Source organism: Janthinobacterium goodfellowi (genome assembly GCF_051380695.1).
GTDB lineage: Bacteria > Pseudomonadota > Gammaproteobacteria > Burkholderiales > Burkholderiaceae_D > Janthinobacterium.
Genome location: NZ_JBNYXN010000004.1, coordinates 579,600 through 595,556 on the forward strand (window position 1 = coordinate 579,600; position 15,957 = coordinate 595,556).

12 protein-coding genes are annotated in these 15,957 nt (G+C 61.0%); all 12 read left to right on the forward strand.

What is annotated here, in order from left to right; translation table 11 throughout:
* Positions 1–26 precede the first annotated feature (26 nt).
* The 12 genes from ACQ4WQ_RS18570 (at position 27) to ACQ4WQ_RS18625 (ending at position 15,929) form a co-directional block, all read left to right on the forward strand.
* Positions 27–2,300 carry a heparinase II/III domain-containing protein gene (locus ACQ4WQ_RS18570; RefSeq protein WP_436499066.1) on the forward strand — a complete coding sequence of 758 codons (2,274 nt, stop codon included), beginning with the start codon at positions 27–29 and terminating at the stop codon, positions 2,298–2,300.
* Between the two features lie 162 nt (positions 2,301–2,462).
* Positions 2,463–3,650: a glycosyltransferase gene (locus ACQ4WQ_RS18575; protein ID WP_326457315.1), complete on the forward strand. Its 1,188-nt coding sequence runs from the start codon at positions 2,463–2,465 to the stop codon at positions 3,648–3,650.
* An 85-nt stretch (positions 3,651–3,735) separates the two neighbouring features.
* Positions 3,736–4,725, forward strand: coding sequence for a glycosyltransferase family protein (locus ACQ4WQ_RS18580; protein ID WP_436499068.1), 990 nt, complete (start codon positions 3,736–3,738; stop codon positions 4,723–4,725).
* A 52-nt stretch (positions 4,726–4,777) separates the two neighbouring features.
* A complete protein-coding gene (locus ACQ4WQ_RS18585) occupies positions 4,778–6,121 on the forward strand; it encodes a phenylacetate--CoA ligase family protein (RefSeq protein ID WP_436499070.1) in 1,344 nt (447 codons plus the stop codon).
* Between the two features lie 71 nt (positions 6,122–6,192).
* Positions 6,193–7,263, forward strand: a complete 1,071-nt coding sequence (locus tag ACQ4WQ_RS18590) for a glycosyltransferase family 4 protein (RefSeq protein WP_436499072.1) — start codon at positions 6,193–6,195, stop codon at positions 7,261–7,263.
* Positions 7,260–9,269 (forward strand): heparinase II/III family protein, encoded by a 2,010-nt coding sequence (locus ACQ4WQ_RS18595; RefSeq protein WP_436499074.1) that lies wholly within the window; start codon positions 7,260–7,262, stop codon positions 9,267–9,269. The genes ACQ4WQ_RS18590 and ACQ4WQ_RS18595 overlap by 4 nt, the downstream gene beginning before the upstream one ends.
* 11 nt (positions 9,270–9,280) lie before the next feature.
* Entirely contained in the window at positions 9,281–10,591 is a 1,311-nt protein-coding gene (locus ACQ4WQ_RS18600) for a UDP-glucose/GDP-mannose dehydrogenase family protein (RefSeq protein WP_326457310.1), read from the forward strand.
* Positions 10,572–11,834 (forward strand): glycosyltransferase family 4 protein, encoded by a 1,263-nt coding sequence (locus tag ACQ4WQ_RS18605; RefSeq protein WP_326457309.1) that lies wholly within the window; start codon positions 10,572–10,574, stop codon positions 11,832–11,834. The genes ACQ4WQ_RS18600 and ACQ4WQ_RS18605 overlap by 20 nt, the downstream gene beginning before the upstream one ends.
* Before the next feature lie 50 nt (positions 11,835–11,884).
* Positions 11,885–13,039: a nucleotidyltransferase family protein gene (locus ACQ4WQ_RS18610; protein WP_436499076.1), complete on the forward strand. Its 1,155-nt coding sequence runs from the start codon at positions 11,885–11,887 to the stop codon at positions 13,037–13,039.
* A gap of 20 nt (positions 13,040–13,059) precedes the next feature.
* A complete protein-coding gene (locus ACQ4WQ_RS18615; protein WP_436499078.1) occupies positions 13,060–14,526 on the forward strand; it encodes a mannose-1-phosphate guanylyltransferase/mannose-6-phosphate isomerase in 1,467 nt (488 codons plus the stop codon).
* A 182-nt stretch (positions 14,527–14,708) separates the two neighbouring features.
* On the forward strand, positions 14,709–15,266 hold the full coding sequence (locus ACQ4WQ_RS18620) for an FxDxF family PEP-CTERM protein (RefSeq protein ID WP_326457306.1): 558 nt from the start codon (positions 14,709–14,711) through the stop codon (positions 15,264–15,266).
* 84 nt (positions 15,267–15,350) lie between these two features.
* Positions 15,351–15,929, forward strand: a complete 579-nt coding sequence (locus ACQ4WQ_RS18625; RefSeq protein ID WP_436499080.1) for an FxDxF family PEP-CTERM protein — start codon at positions 15,351–15,353, stop codon at positions 15,927–15,929.
* Positions 15,930–15,957 lie beyond the last annotated feature (28 nt).

A 15,957-nucleotide genomic window follows, 5' to 3' on the forward strand; every position in this document is an offset into this window, starting at 1 on the left:
TCAAGTATGGTGGGGCGCGCCGCCTGGTGCGCTGTTGGTTTTCCTTATTTGGAGCTACTTTCATGAAGTTTCCCACAACGACGCTCGTTCGCTTGCTCATCCTCGCCAGCTTGTGTGTCAGCGTTGGCAGCCGCGCAGATTGGGTGATTGCGCCTGATATCGAAGCGGTCAAGCCCTTGCCCAGCGATAATCAGCGACAGGCACAGAATCCTCCTGCCTTCTCGTGGTCCCAGCATAAAACCCAGCCACCGGCATATGTGCTGGAAGTGAGTCTGAATGGTGCCGTCGCCTATACATACACGACGGCGCGCAACTGGTTCTTGCCGACCGCGGCGTATGCTCCCGGCAACTACTCCTGGCGCGTGCGGCCATCCACCACGACGGAATGGTCGAACCCGCGTTACTTCACGATCGATAGTGCCTCCGCCGTGTTTGTCGTGCCCGATACCAGCGTCGTGAGCGCCAACGTCAAGAAGCATGCGCGTCCGCGCATGCTGCCGCCGGGTTTCCTCACCTCGTCCCAATGGACGACGGCCATGCGCGCCGAGCGCGCCGCGCCGTTGGCCAACATGGTAAGCGAGGTGACATACAAGATGGCGTACATGCCGGCGGTGAAAGATAGCGACTGGCCGCTGGTGAATACCGGCGTGGCGACGGCAGCCTTGAGCGCGCAGAACGCCGACATCCGCACGCGCATCAATACCACCGGACGCCAGCTCGAATCGGCGGCCTTGTTGTATCGATTGACGGGAGAGGCGCGCTACCTGAACGAGGCATTCGTGCGCGGCGATCAGTTTGCCCAGCTCAGCCCGACCGGTCCCACCAGCTATGCCAATCAGGACCAGGGAACGCGCGTGATTGCCCTGTCGATGATCAAGGCGATCGATTTCCTGTCCGCCGAAATCGATGCCCCGCGACGTGCTGCCTGGCTGAATGTGATCGCCCTGCGCACCACGGATATTTACAAGGATTTAAGCGGGAATAACAATCGGCTCGACCAGTATCCCTACGATTCGCACGGCGGGACCAACCTCGGTTTCCTGGCGCTGATATCGACGCTGGCCGTCGGTGAAATACCGCAGGCGGATGCCTGGTTCGATTTTGCCTTCCGTTCCTATGTCAATACGGTATATGCATGGAGCGGCCCTGAAGGCGGTTTTGCCAATGGCACGGCGTACGGACAATATACGGCGGATTATGCATTGCAAATCTGGCAGCCATTGTCCGAGGCGACGGGCGTGAATATCTTTGCCAAGCCTTGGTCGAATGGCTTCCTGAACTTTTTTGCCCATTTCGTGCCGCCTGGCGCCGGTTCCCATGCATTTGGCGATGAAAGCGAGCTGAAACCGGATTTCCGCTACATGAAGGCGTATGCCTCGCGCTTCTCGACGCCGGCCGCCGCCTGGTATGCGCGCAACATCGTGGGCGATGAAGATTTCCTCACTTTGCTGCAGGCTCCTTATCCATTGCCTTACACCAAGGCCACCGCCCTTGTTGCGCCGCCCAACGCCGCCCTGTATCCGAGCATCGGCTGGGTTGCCATGCATAGTGATCTGACCGATCGCGCCCGGACATCGGTATATTTCAAGTCCAGCCCGTTTGGCTCGTACAATCATAGCCACGGCGATCAGAACAGCCTGATCCTGAGCAGCGGCGGGCGTCCCTTGTTGATCGAGGCCGGCTATATGGACTGGTATGGTTCGCCGCTGTTCAATTCCTGGTACCGTCAAACCCGCTCGCATAATGCGATTACGTATGATGCCGGCATTGGGCAGTTGGTTGATGGCAATACGGTCAATCTGGGCCGGAATGGCAAGATTCTCAGTTTCGCCACGACGCCGGCCCTCGACTATACGGCCGGTGACGCGATCAATGCCTATGGCAGCGTGCTGAGCAAAGCGGTGCGCAAGGTCTGGTATTTCCGGCCGAAGAATGTGGTGGTGGTGCAAGATCTGCTGGCCGCGCCGGTGCCGCACAAGTTCGAATGGAATCTGCACGCGGCCGCGCCTATCGTGCCACAGGCCGATGGTTCCGTTTCCATCCTCAACGTGGACCGCAAGCTGTGCGCCCGCTCGATTTCAACCGAGCCAGCCAGCTATGAAACGCGCAGCGGTCCGCCGCCGCAAGCGGGCAAGTTCGAAGCGCATGGCGCCTTCGTCAAGCCGGCCGCGACGAGCGGCGAGTTCCTCGTATTGCTCGACGTTGGCTGCCAGAATCTGCCCTACACGCTCAGTGCGCCGAGCGCTACCGGACGGACGCTGACGATTGACGGACAGTCAATTGTGATTCCAAATAACTAATTTTTATTAACAGAAAACGGAGCCGCGGTTATCATATGCGTGCTCCTCGCGAGCGATGGCTGATTTTCAGCCATCGCTTTTTCTTTTGCGCGCCCGCTTTTTACGGGCCAGTCACGGTGTCTTACTTTGAAACCACACAGCGTATTTCGTTTATTGCAATTGGTGCCAGAACCTTTGCCGACCTTCCGTGCCGACGTCGTTACTCTGTTTGGAAAGTATCTGCCCCGTCACGGCGTGGTGTGCGATATCGTCGGCAAGGCCGGCAAGGGTGAACTCGTTGACGGTGCCTATGCGAGCCAGTGGCGGCCAGCCGTGCAGTCCAGCCGCGTACGCCAGGAGTGGGCCTTCTTCAAGCTTTGCATGCGTCGGATTTTTGCTGCCAAGAAAGAGCAGTGCGACTTGATACAGGTGCGCGACATGGTGTCGACCGGCTTGTTCGCCATGCTGCTCGCGCGCTGGAAAGGCATTCCGTTTGCCTATTGGGTCTCGTTCCTGATGAGCGAGGGCCGCATCGCGCGCGCGCGCGCGGAAATCGCGGCGGGAGGCGGCCGCCGCTACCATGTGGTCTTGCTCAAAGGATTGATCGAGCGCTTCCTGCTGTATAAAGTCGTGCTCAAGGGGGCAGACCATGTCTTTGTGCAGAGCGAGGCGATGAAGGCGTTGATGGTGGAGCGCGGGGTCCCGGCGGACAGGCTGACGGCCGTGCCGATGGGCGTCGATATGGAAATCCTGCACGGGGAAGCGTTGGCGCCGCGCCGCCTGCCCGGCTGGGAAGACGTCCCCGTGCTCGCTTATCTGGGGACGCTCGATAGCTCGCGCGAACTGACGATGCTGCTCGAAGCGCTGTTGCTCTTGCGCCGCCACCAGCCCTCGGCACGCTTGCTGTTCATCGGCGATTCGCCGACGGCATCCGATGTGCCTGCCTTGATGGCGTATGCGGCGCGCCTGGGTGTTGCCGATGCGATTCATGTGACGGGCTGGCTGCCATCGCTGCAGGCGCTGGCTTTGCTATGCGGCGCCGATGTGGCGCTTTCCTATGTGCCGCGCGGTGCGCTGTTCGATTACAGCTCGCCGACCAAGCTGCTCGAGTACCTGGCGCTGGGCATGCCTTGCGTGGGCAATGACAGCCCGGACCAGGAAAACGTGTTGCGCGCCAGCGGTGCGGGTCGCTTGACTGCCAGCAATCCCGAGGCGATGGCCGAACAGATCGGCGCCATTCTTGCCGATCTGCCTGCCGCCCGTTTGCTTGCCGCCACCGGGCCGGCCTTTATTGACGAACAGCGCAGCTACCGCGTGCTGGCCAGCCGGCTCGCCGCCGTTTATCGGGAAGGCTTTGCTCAAAAGCCATAATTTTGTAACAATTCTGTGCACTGCAGCAAAACGGTGGACGATGTCGCTATGCTATGTGATAATGTTTTTTTGAAAATGTTTTCTGATGATTCAAATAATCCTTTCTCAAGCTGGCGGCTACCAGGACGTCGTCGCCTACCTGCAACAGCAGGGAGCCCAGGTCAGTAACATGGGACCGGAGCGTGGCCGTGGCTCGTCGTTTCGCGGAAAACTGTCGATCCTGGCAGCCATGGTGTCGCCCAAGCTGTGGGGCGTGCGCAAGCTGTGGGGCAGCGACGATACCGTGCTGCTGATCGGCTGGCAGGCGCTCCCCATCCTGGCGATGATACGCTGCGGCCTGGTGAAGCGCCCGCGCAAGCTGCTGGTGATGGCGTGTTTCGTCCATTCGGTGCGGGCGCGCCGCTGTCTCAATCTGCTCTGGCGCGCCCTGCGCTTCCCCGGCATGGGCTTCATCGCCTTCTCGAAAAGGGAGGGCGAGAATCTGATCCAGTCCGTCGGCATGGCGCCGCAGGACGTGCATTTCCACCTGTGGCGGCAGGAACTCTATGGTTTTGGCGGCGCCGCGGCGGCGGTCGAGGGCGACTATGTGTTCGCCGGCGGCTATTCCAACCGCGACTATGATTTGCTGTTGCAGGCCATGGCGGGCGTCAGCGCTCCGCTGGTGATAGTGGCGGCGGAGCGCAATCACGTCGTGGTGCCGGCGCAATCGCGCGTCAGCCTGCACCTGGATTTGCCGGAGGCGCAGTTCGAGAGTCTGCTTGCCGCCAGTCGCGTCGTTGCCATGCCCTTGAAAAGCCAGGGCGAGGCATGCGGGCAAAGCGTGCTGTTGCGGGTATTACGCAACCGCAAACCGCTGGTGGCGACCCGCCATGAGGCGATCGAGGCCTATCTGGGCAGCGATTATCCGGGCTTCGTGCCGCATGATGATGCCGAGACCATGCGCGCGGCCCTCGAGCGTGCCGTCGAAGATGCTACATTTCGGAACGCATTGAGCGATGCGATCGCGCAGGCGGAGTCCCGCCTGGCCAAGGTCGGCAGTCCAGGCGAAGAAATCCATCGTTTCCTGCTGCTCTGATGCCTTCCATCCCACTCCTATCGGAAGTCCCGTTGCGGGAGCCACTGTGATTATGTCTTCAATCAAGAACGAACTGCGTTTCGGCATGCGAGCCATGCTGCGCGATAATTTTTTGTTGCGGCGTGCCATGGATCGCCTCGCTGCACATGAACGCATGAGTGTCGATGAACTGGCGCACTATTCCCGGTTGCGCTTGCATGCGAGCATGCAGCACGCCATCCGTACGCTGCCCCATTACGCGGCCATGCCGCGCGGTTTTACGCCAGCCCAGGCGGCACAGGTATTGCGCGAGCATTTTCCCGTGATCGATAAGGCGGCCCTGCTGGCGCACCGTGCCGCGCTGTATCCGCATCAGGGCCGCAAACGGCCGTGGCAGGCAGCGGGGCAGACCAGTGGCACGACAGGCACGCCGTTGACGATTTTTCGCAGCATGCAGTCGGTATTGATGGAAAACGCCTTCATCCAGCGCCACTGGAGCTGGTCCGGCTATACGCCCCAGGTGACGCGCGCCACCCTGCGTGGCGACATGGTGGCCGGGATCAACCAGACCAGACCGCCATTCTGGTTCTGGAACCGCTATAACCGCCAGTTGCTGCTGTCGTCACGGCACCTGACCGAGGCGCATGCCGATGCGATCATCGACCGCCTGGAGCAGGCGGCGCCGGCCATGTTGCAAGCTTATCCGTCGACAGCCTACACGCTGGCCGGTTTCTTGCAGCGGCGCGGACGCCGGCTCTCCATTCCGTATGTGTTTACGGCATCGGAACCGCTGTATCCGCATCAGCGCGCGTTGATCGTCGAGCGCCTGGGTGCCACCATCATGGACATGTATGGAATGGCTGAGCGCGTGGCGTTCGCTACCGAGTGCGAACATGGTCACATGCATGTGAACACCGATTATTCCCATGTGGAAATCCTGGACGAGCATGGCGAGGCGACCGACGGGGAGGGTTTCGTGGTGGGAACGACCTTTCATAATCTGGCCATGCCGCTGCTGCGTTACCGGCTCAGCGACCGCACGCGCTGGAAGCCTGGCCGCTGCGATTGCGGCAGGCCCTTTCCCATGATCGAGCCCGTTACCGGCAAATTTGAGGACAGCATCACCGGCAGCGGCGGTGCGGTGATCAGCCCATCGGTCCTGACGTTCGCCTTCAAGGGCGTCGATAACATCCTCAAGTCGCAAGTGGCGCAAGTGGGGGCTGCGCGCTGGGAAGTGCGCCTGCTGCCTGGCCCCGCTTTTTCCGATAGCGACAAGCTCAAGCTGCTCGACAACATTCACACCATGGTCGATTCCGGCGTCAGCGTGGACGTTGTGCTGAAGACGGCCTTGCCCAACACGGCGGCGGGCAAGTTCCGCTGGGTGGTCAATGAGACGGTTACCCGCGCAAACGGCTAAGGCCGCGTGGCAGGGCCATGAGCGGCAGTACCCCGCCTGCTGGCGGGAAATGACAAATTACCTGATTCGACATGAAAAAAATTCTGATGGTCGGCACCAGCCTGAGCACCATGGGCGGCATTGCTTCCGTGGCGCGCGTGTATGAGGGCACGGGCTTGTTTGAGCGTTATCGCGTGCATTACCTGGCCACGCATTGTGATGGCGGGCCCCTGGCCAAGCTGCGCATCATGCTGTGCGCCTATGCGCGCTTCGTGGCCATGCTGCTGACTGGGCAGGTGGGCCTGATTCACGTGCATGTCGCCTCCCACGCGAGCTTCTGGCGCAAGTCGGGATTTTTCCTGCTGGCATTCCTGTGCCGCGTTCCCAGCATCCTGCACCTGCACGGCGGCGGCTTTGCCGTTTTTTATGAGCAGCAATGCGGTCCGCTGCGGCGTGCGTATATCCGCTACATTTTCAATCATGCATCGCGCGTGCTGGTGCTGTCGAGCGGCTGGCAGGCCTGGGTACGCGGCATGAGCCGCAATCCGCATGTCGAGACCATGTTCAATCCGGTGGCGTTGCCGCCCACGGTCGCGCCATGGCCTGCACGGCAAGCGGGAAGTGTGTTGTTTCTGGGTAAGTTAGGCAAGGCCAAGGGCGTCGATGACCTGCTGCAGGCATGTGCCGAGCTGACGCAGCGTTGCCCATCGCTGCACCTTGCGCTGGGCGGGGACGGCGACCGTAGCGCCGTGCAGCAGCAAGCCGATGCGTTGGGAGTGGCCCGGCACGTCGAGCTGCTGGGCTGGGTGCAGGGCGAGCAAAAGACGCGCCTGCTCAATAGTTGCCGTATCTACGTCCTGCCTTCATATTTTGAAGGATTGCCGATGAGCATACTGGAGGCGATGGCTAGCGGCGTGCCAGTGATTGCCACGGCGATCGGCGGCATTCCCGAGGCCATACAAGATGGGGTGGAGGGCTACCTGCTCGCACCCGGCGACGTCCAGGGACTGGCTGACCGGATCGCGCGCCTGCTGGCCGACGATGCGCTGGCGCAAAGAATGGGCGCCGCGGGACGCAGCAAGGTGGAGCGTCACTTTTCCACGGCGGCGGTCATGCCGCGCCTGGAACAAATTTATACCGACTTGGGGCTGAGTGCCGTATGACATCGCTAGCATGGAAAATCAACCGCTTGAAATTGATGGGTGCGCCCGAGATCGCCTGGCGCGTGCAACAGCTGCTGCAAAAGAAGGCCAGCAGGTTTGGCATCGGCTTGCTGCGCAAGGTGCCGCTGCCTGACCTGTCTCGCACGGGACGGCCTTTTCTGGCTGGCAGCGGGCACGATACCGATATCGCCGCCCTGCGCGGGGCCGCCGATACCGTGCTGGCGGGCCGCTGGAATGTCTTCGCCCTGCGTGGCGCGGAACTGGGTTTCCCCCCGGAATGGAACCGCGATCCGAAGACGGGTACCGTGGCGCCGCTGACCTTGGGCAAGCAGATCGATTATCGCAGCGAAAAAGTGGTCGGCGATATCAAGTATCTGTGGGAACCGAACCGGCACCTGGAACTGGTGGCGCTGGCGCAGGCATGGAAAGTGACGGGCGAGCAGCGCTACGCCGATGGCGCGCGTCGCTTGCTGCAGTCGTGGTTCGAGCAATGCCCGTATCCCATGGGCGTGCACTGGACCAGCTCGCTTGAACTGGCGCTGCGCCTGCTGAACTGGGCCTGCGCCTGGGAATTGCTGGGCGGTATGGCGTCACCGCTGTTCCAGGGCGAAGCGGGACAGCGCTTCCTGCAACAGTGGCTTGCCGCCATCTACCAGCACGCCCACTTCATCGCCGGCTATTTTTCGCGCCATTCCTCGGCGAACAACCATCTGTTCGGTGAATACATGGGCTTGTTCGTGGCCAGTAGCGTGTGGCCTTGCTGGCCGGAAAGCGCGAAATGGCAGGCGCTGGCGCGCCAGGGGCTGGAAGAGGAGGCGCTCAAGCAAAATACGCCAGATGGCGTGAACCGCGAGCAAGCCGTCTATTACCAGCATGAAGTGATGGACATGATGCTGCTGTGCCAGAGGATAGGGCAGGCCAACGGCGCGGGCTTTTCCGCGGCGTACTTGCAGCGCCTGGAGCGCCTGGCCGACTTTATCGCCTCTCTCATGGACGTGGCGGGCAACGTGCCGATGACGGGCGATGCCGATGATGCGCAGATGGTGCGCCTGGCGCACGAGGACGGCTGGCATCGCTACCGTTCGCTGCTGGCCAGCTGCGCCGTGCTGTTTGAGCGTGCCGACTTCAAGCGCAAGGCCGGCCATTTTGACGACAAGAACCGCTGGCTGTTTGGTGTGGCGGGCTTGCAACAGTGGCAGGCGCTTGGTGGCGGCTTGCCGGAGGCGCCTGTGATGGCATTTCCGGAAGGCGGTTACTTCTTGCTCGGCAGCCATTTCGGCACCGCCGATGAAGTGCGCCTGGTGGCCGACTGCGCACCGTTGGGCTACCTGTCCATTGCCGCGCATGGACATGCCGATGCGCTGGCCTTTACCCTCGCCGTCGGGGGGGAGGAATTGCTCACTGATCCCGGCACCTACGCCTATCACACGCAAAAAAAATGGCGCGACTACTTCCGCAGTACGCCCGCGCATAACACCGTATCTGTCGACGGGCAGGACCAGTCTGAAATCGGCGGCAATTTCATGTGGCTGAAAAAAGCCAATGCGCGCATGATTGCTCATGAAACGAATTCCGAGGTGCAAGTTTTTGAGGGTGAGCACGATGGCTACAGCCGCCTTGCCGATCCCGTGCTGCACCGGCGTCGTATCGAGTTCAACTTTAATAATAAATGCATTGTTGTAAAAGACATATTACAATGTACAAATGTACATGATATTTCCGTGCATTGGCAGTTCGGCGAGCATTGCCTGGTCACCGTCAACGACGGGCAATTGCAGGCACAGGGCTTGCGGTCCGGCTTGCGCATGCGCTGTTCGCATGGAACGCTGGAGGTATTGCGTGGCAGCGAGACACCGCCTGGCGGCTGGATCTCGCGCCGCTTCGACGAGAAAGCACCGATTGCCAGCGCCGCCTGGCGCATGCGGGTGCAGGGAACAACTGAAATCGTGACGCACATCGAGCTGATGCCGCAGACGTCGCCGGCTAATTCGCCGGCTCATCATTAAGGGAGCATATTTTGAAAATCAGTATTTTTGGCCTCGGCTACGTGGGTGCGGTCTCTGCCGGTTGCCTGGCAACGGATGGGCATGAAGTGATAGGCGTCGATCCGAACAAGACCAAGGTCGACCTGATCAACCAGGGCACCACGCCCATCATCGAGAAGGATATTGGCGAGATGATCGCCGCCACCGTGAAAAGCGGCCATTTGCGCGCCACGGCGGACGTGCGCGACGCCGTCTTCGGCTCCGACATGTCGCTCATCTGCGTGGGCACGCCATCGCAGCTCAATGGCAACCTGGACCTGAGCCACGTGCGCAAGGTATGCCAGGAAATCGGCGCGGCGATTGCCGAAAAGGATACCTTCCACGTCGTCGTGGCGCGCTCGACCATGCTGCCCGGCTCCATGCGCGCGCTGGTGATCCCGACCCTGGAAGCGGCCTCGGGCAAGGTGGCCGGCGTCGATTTCGGCGTGTGCAACAACCCGGAATTCCTGCGCGAAGGCACGGCCGTCTACGATTACTACCATCCGCCGAAGACGGTCATCGGCGAATCCGATGAAAAGGCGGGCGCGCTGCTGGTGCAGCTGTATGAAAAGATGGACGCGCCGCTGGTGCGCACGGACGTCGAGACGGCCGAGATGGTCAAGTACACGGACAACACCTGGCACGCCGTGAAAGTGGCGTTCGCCAATGAAATCGGCAATATCTGCAAGGCCGTCGGCATCGATGGCCACAAGGTGATGGAAATCTTCTGCCAGGATACCAAGCTGAACCTGTCGCCGTACTACATGAAGCCAGGCTTTGCCTTCGGCGGCTCGTGCCTGCCGAAAGACGTGCGCGCGCTGACCTACAAGGCGCGCAGCCTGGACCTCGATTTGCCCTTGCTTAACTCCATCCTGCCGTCGAATCAGCGGCAAGTGGAAAAGGGCATCAAGATGATCGTCGACAAAGGTGCGCGCAAGGTGGGCATCCTGGGTTTCTCGTTCAAGGCCGGCACGGACGACTTGCGCGAATCGCCGCTGGTCGATGTGATCGAGTATCTGCTGGGCAAGGGCTACGAACTGAAACTGTACGACAAGAACGTCAACCTGGCCGCCCTGACGGGCGCCAACCAGGATTACATCCTCAACCACATCCCGCATATTTCCAAGCTGATGGTGACGAACATGCAGGACGTGCTCGATTTTGCCGACACCATCGTCATCGGCAATGGCGCGGCCGAATTCAAGACCGTGCCCGCCAGCCTGCAGCCGCACCAGCACATCGTCGACCTAGTGCGCATCAGCAAGGATCAAAGTGGAGAGCAATATGACGGCATCTGCTGGTAACAAGGTGGCAGGTGCGCCACGCCGCGTGCTGATCCTGGTGGAAAACCTGCCGTCGCCGTTCGACCGGCGCGTCTGGCAGGAAGCGACCACCCTGCATGCGAATGGCTACGAAGTGTCGATCATCTGTCCCACGGGCAAAGGTTACGAATCGCGCTACGAAGCCATCGACGGCATCCATATCTACCGCTACCACCTGCCGCTGGAAGCGGAAGGGGCCAAGGGCTATCTGGTCGAGTATTCGCTGGCGCTGTTCCACACGTTCCGCCTGGCATGGAAAGTTCATTTTGCGCGCGGCTTCGACGTCATTCACGCCTGCAATCCGCCCGATTTGCTGTTTCTGATCGGCGGCTTCTTCAAGTTGACGATGGGCAAGCGTTTCCTGTTCGACCACCACGATATCAATCCGGAACTGTACGAAGCCAAGTTCGGCCGCCGCGACTTCTTCTACAAGCTGATGGTGCTGTTCGAGCGCTGGTCGTTCCAGAGCGCGGACGTGTCGATCGCCACCAACGAGTCGTACAAGAAGATCGCCATCGAGCGGGGCGGCATGAAGCCCGAAGATGTCTACGTGGTGCGCAGCGGACCCAAGCTGGACCGCCTGCGCGTGCTGCCGCCCGTGCCGGAACTCAAGAAGGGCCGCGCCTACCTGGTTGGCTACGTGGGCGTGATGGGCGCGCAGGAAGGCATCGACCTGCTGCTGCAGGCGGCGCAATACATCGTGCAAACCCTGAAACGCGAGGACGTGCAGTTCGGGCTGGTCGGTGGCGGCACCTCGCTCGAGCAGATGAAGCAGATGGCGCAGGACCTGGGCATCGCCGACTATGTGACGTTTACGGGGCGCGTGCCGGACCAGCAATTGCTGGAAATGCTCAATACGTCCGATGTGTGCGTCAATCCCGACGTGGCCAACGACATGAACGACAAGTCGACCATGAACAAGATCATGGAATACATGGCGCTGGGCAAGCCGATCGTGCAGTTCGATCTGGTCGAGGGTAAGGTTTCCGCACAGCAGGCATCCTTGTATGCATTGAAGAATGATCCTGTCGACATGGCGCGCAAGATCGTCGAGTTGCTCGACGACCCTGCCCGCCGCGAGCAGATGGGGGCGTTCGGCCGCCATCGCGTGATCAATGAACTGGAATGGGAATATGAAGCGCCGAAGCTGCTGGCCGCGTATGCGCGCCTGTTTCCCGCTGCCGCGCCCGCCGCTTCGGTGACCTTGAGCAAGGACGGCCGCTGACATGCGCTGCCTGGCGAACCATCCCCACCCCTGAGGGAGCAAGTCCGACGATGAAAGCGATGATACTGGCAGCGGGCAAGGGCACGCGCGTGCAGCCCCTGACCTACGATTTGCCCAAGCCGATGATCCCCATCCTGGGTAAACCCGTGATGGCGTACCTGGTGGAGCATCTGGCGCAGCATGGCGTGACCGACATCATGGTCAACGTCAGCTACCTGCATGAAAAGATCGAGGAGTATTTCGGCGAAGGCCACCAGTTCGGCGTGCAGATCGGCTACTCCTTCGAAGGCTATACGAACGATGCGGGCGAGGTCGTGCCGCAACCGCTGGGTTCGGCCGGCGGCATGAAGAAGATCCAGGAGTTTGGCGGTTTCTTCGATGAGACGACGATCGTCCTGTGCGGCGATGCCTTGATCGACCTCGACCTGGAAGCGGCCCTGCTTGAGCACCGCCGCACGGGGGCGCTGGCCTCCGTCATCACCTTGGAAGTGCCGTGGGACAAGGTATCGAGCTACGGCGTGGTGGTCAGCGACGCCGACGGGCGCATCCGCGCCTTCCAGGAGAAGCCGGCCCAGGGCGAGGCACTGTCCAATTGCGTCAGCACCGGCATCTATCTGTTCGAGCCGGAAGTGCTGGACCTGATTCCCAACGACTGCTCGTTCGACATCGGTTCGGAACTGTTTCCCCTGCTGGTGGAAAAGGGCTTGCCGTTCTATGCGCAAAAGCGCCAGTACAACTGGATCGACATCGGCAGCGTCAAGGATTACTGGGAAGTGCTGCAAAGCGTGCTGATGGGGGAGGTTGCCCAATTGCACGTTCCAGGCCGGCAGATTGCCGATGGCGTATGGGTCGGCTTGAATACCAGTATCGACTGGAGCGATGGCACGCGCATCGAAGGGCCCGTGTATATCGGCTCGGGCTGCCGCATCGATGCGGGCGCCGTCATCGTCGGGCCCACGTGGATCGGCCATGGCAGCCATGTGTGCGCCGGCGCCGAAGTGGTGCGCAGCGTGCTGTTCGAATACACGCGCGTGCTGGCCAACGTATTGCTCGACGAAATGATCGTTTTCAAGGAGTTCAGTGTCGACCGGGCCGGCCAGATGCGCCACGCCTCCGAGTACGCGCTTGGCGCCTGGGGCAATGCGCGCGACCGGCGCAGTTTGCGCCGCGCGGAAATGTCGCCGGCCCTGCTCGTTGCCCAATAAACTGTTTTTGAAATGAAACCATGAAAATTTACCCAGTCATCCTGTCCGGCGGTTCGGGCACCCGTTTATGGCCGCTGTCGCGCGCCGTGCTGCCCAAGCAACTGTTGCCGCTGGTAACGGACAAGACCATGTTGCAGGAAACGGCGCTGCGCGTGACCAGCCTGCCCAACCGCCGCGCAGGCGACAGCGGCCTGGCCGAGTTCGAGGTCATGCCACCGCTGGTGGTGTGCGGCAATGAGCACCGCTTCATGGTGGCCGAGCAGCTGCGCGAGATCGGCTTGCCGCCGCTCGGCATCCTGCTTGAACCGGTGGGCCGCAATACGGCGCCAGCCGTGGCGGTGGCGGCGCAATACCTGCTGGCCATCGACCCGCAGGCGCTGATGCTGGTCTTGCCGGCCGACCACGTCATCACCGACGTGGTCGCGTTTCACCAGTCTATCGCCGAGGCGGCGCTGCTGGCGGCCGATGGCGCCCTGGCCACCTTCGGCATCGTGCCGACGGCGCCGGAAACGGGCTATGGCTACATCCGCAGCGGCGCGCCCGTGAGCCCTGGCGCCGCAGCTTGCAAGGTCGAGCGTTTCGTGGAAAAGCCGGACCTGGCCACGGCGCAGTCCTTCCTTGCCGCTGGTAATTATTTCTGGAACAGCGGCATGTTCATGTTCCGTGCCGAGCGCTATCTGAGCGAACTGGCGGCATTCCAGCCAGCCATGCTGGCCGCCTGCGAAGCGGCCGTGCGGGACGGCTACCGCGACCTCGATTTCTGCCGCCTGGAAGAGAAGGCTTTCGCCGCCAGCCCGTCCGATTCGATCGACTATGCCGTCATGGAGCATACGGCGCATGCGGTGGTGCTGCCGGCCGCCATCGGCTGGAGCGATGTCGGTTCCTGGTCGGCCTTGTGGGAAGTGCAGCAGAAGCAGGGGGATGTCAGCGCCGACGGCAACGTCGTGCGCGGCGACGTGTATCTCGATGGCGTGAGCAATTGCCTGGTGCGCGCCGAGTGCCGCCTGGTGGCCGTGCTGGGCGTGCAGGACCTGGTCGTGGTGGAAACGGACGACGCCGTGCTGGTGGCGCACAAGGACCAGGTGCAGCGCGTGAAACAGGTGGTCGACCACCTGAAGCAGGCGGGACGCAGCGAACACGTGCAGCACCGCAAGGTCTACCGCCCGTGGGGCGCCTACGAAGGCATCGATGTGGGCGAACGCTTCCAGGTCAAGCGCATCACCGTCAATCCGGGCGGCAAGCTGTCGCTGCAGATGCACCATCACCGGGCCGAGCACTGGGTGGTCGTCAGCGGCACGGCGCAGGTCACGTGCGGCGACAAGGTGACCTTGCTGACGGAAAACGAATCAACGTACATCCCCATCGGCATGACGCACCGGCTGGAAAACCCGGGCAAGCTGCCCTTGCACCTGATCGAAGTGCAGTCGGGCAGTTATCTGGGGGAAGACGACATCGTGCGGCTGGAGGATGTCTACCAGCGCGTCTGATGTGCGCTTTTTACGATATCCGCACGGTGAAACTATTGGCTTAAAGAATGATGCTATAAAGTAACTTTTCATTAAACAATAGTTAACATAAAAAATTGCTTTATGCTATGATTCTGCCTGGTTTGATCAGATAACTCATGCGGACGCGCTGGCGCGTCCGCATTCACGTTGAGTGGAATCGCATGAAGAAAAATACGTATTCGGTGCTGGCCGCGCTGGCCTTTGCCGGTTCAGCTTTATTCGCGCAGGCAGCCTGTGCCGCGCCCGTCGACATCAGTTCCACGCCTGGCGCCGTCAATCTGGCCGCAGGCGGTTCGCTGACCTTTGGCGATAAGTTTAAAAATAATCAAAAAAGCAATTTTTTCAATGACCTGTTCGCGTTTAACGTGAGCAAGACCAGCGACCTGAGCGTGGTACTGAACTCGCGCAGCAGCAGCGCGACGAATGGCTTGAACCTGACGGGTTTCGGCTTGTACAGCAGTGTCGGCAATACCTTGCTGCTGGGCGGCGATCAGTTGCTGACCGGCATCGATGACAAATGGAGCCTGTCGTATGCCAACCTGGCTGCCGGTTCCTACTATCTGAAAGTGAGCGGCAACGTGGTGTCGAACACGGGCGCGGCCTTCAGCGCGAATGGCAGCCTGATATCGGCCGTGCCGGAACCTGGTACGTATGCGATGTTGCTGGCGGGCCTGGGCCTGCTGGGCTTCATGGCACGCCGCCGCCAGAAGGCGGCTTGAGCCTGTCCTGGCTGATTGGCATCCTCGTTTGCGTTTCCATCCCGCAACTGGCATGAGCCGGTTGCAGTCATCTTGGTGAAAAGTATGAAAAAATTCCTGAAATCCCTGTTCGTGGCCGCCATGTTTGCCGGCAGCAGCCTGGCAGCCCATGCGGCGCCGGTTGACATCAGCCACGCGACAGTGGATCTGACGCAAGATTTGCTCGATTATTCCAGCAGCGAGCTGCTGGGCTCGTTTTCGCTGGCGCCAGGCCAGTTGGCCGGTGCGGGCAATAACTTTTTCAGCGACAAATTCACGTTCAGCGTGACGGGTTTTAACGACCTGAGCGCACTAGCGACCTCGCTCAAGCCGAGTGTCAACTCCGGCCTGACACTGACCGGTTTCAGCCTGGGCAACGCCAGCGGCATTCTGTTCCATGGCGCGCTTGACCTGATCAATTTTACGGCGCAAGACCAGGCATGGTCGCTGCAGTCCGGCTCCACGCCTTTGGCTGCTGGCAATTATTTCCTGCAAATCGACGGTTATGTTGCCTCGCCAACGGGCGGCAGCTACAGCGGCATCCTGGCCGTCACGCCGGTACCGGAACCGGAAACCTACGGCATGCTGCTGGCGGGCCTGGGTCTGATCGGCTTCATGGCACGTCGCCGCAAGCTGCAAGCCTGAAAATAAAATTGTTTGCATGAAACGGAGG

What these genes read in the sequence shown, in the direction of transcription:
- ACQ4WQ_RS18620 (WP_326457306.1), top strand. Translation starts at nt 14,709, where the DNA reads ATGAAGAAAAATACGTATTCGGTGCTGGCCGCGCTGGCCTTTGCCGGT.
- ACQ4WQ_RS18585 (WP_436499070.1), top strand. Translation starts at nt 4,778, where the DNA reads ATGTCTTCAATCAAGAACGAACTGCGTTTCGGCATGCGAGCCATGCTG.
- ACQ4WQ_RS18595 (WP_436499074.1), top strand. Translation starts at nt 7,260, where the DNA reads ATGACATCGCTAGCATGGAAAATCAACCGCTTGAAATTGATGGGTGCG.
- ACQ4WQ_RS18610 (WP_436499076.1), top strand. Translation starts at nt 11,885, where the DNA reads ATGAAAGCGATGATACTGGCAGCGGGCAAGGGCACGCGCGTGCAGCCC.
- ACQ4WQ_RS18615 (WP_436499078.1), top strand. Translation starts at nt 13,060, where the DNA reads ATGAAAATTTACCCAGTCATCCTGTCCGGCGGTTCGGGCACCCGTTTA.
- ACQ4WQ_RS18580 (WP_436499068.1), top strand. Translation starts at nt 3,736, where the DNA reads ATGATTCAAATAATCCTTTCTCAAGCTGGCGGCTACCAGGACGTCGTC.
- ACQ4WQ_RS18605 (WP_326457309.1), top strand. Translation starts at nt 10,572, where the DNA reads ATGACGGCATCTGCTGGTAACAAGGTGGCAGGTGCGCCACGCCGCGTG.
- ACQ4WQ_RS18590 (WP_436499072.1), top strand. Translation starts at nt 6,193, where the DNA reads ATGAAAAAAATTCTGATGGTCGGCACCAGCCTGAGCACCATGGGCGGC.
- ACQ4WQ_RS18625 (WP_436499080.1), top strand. Translation starts at nt 15,351, where the DNA reads ATGAAAAAATTCCTGAAATCCCTGTTCGTGGCCGCCATGTTTGCCGGC.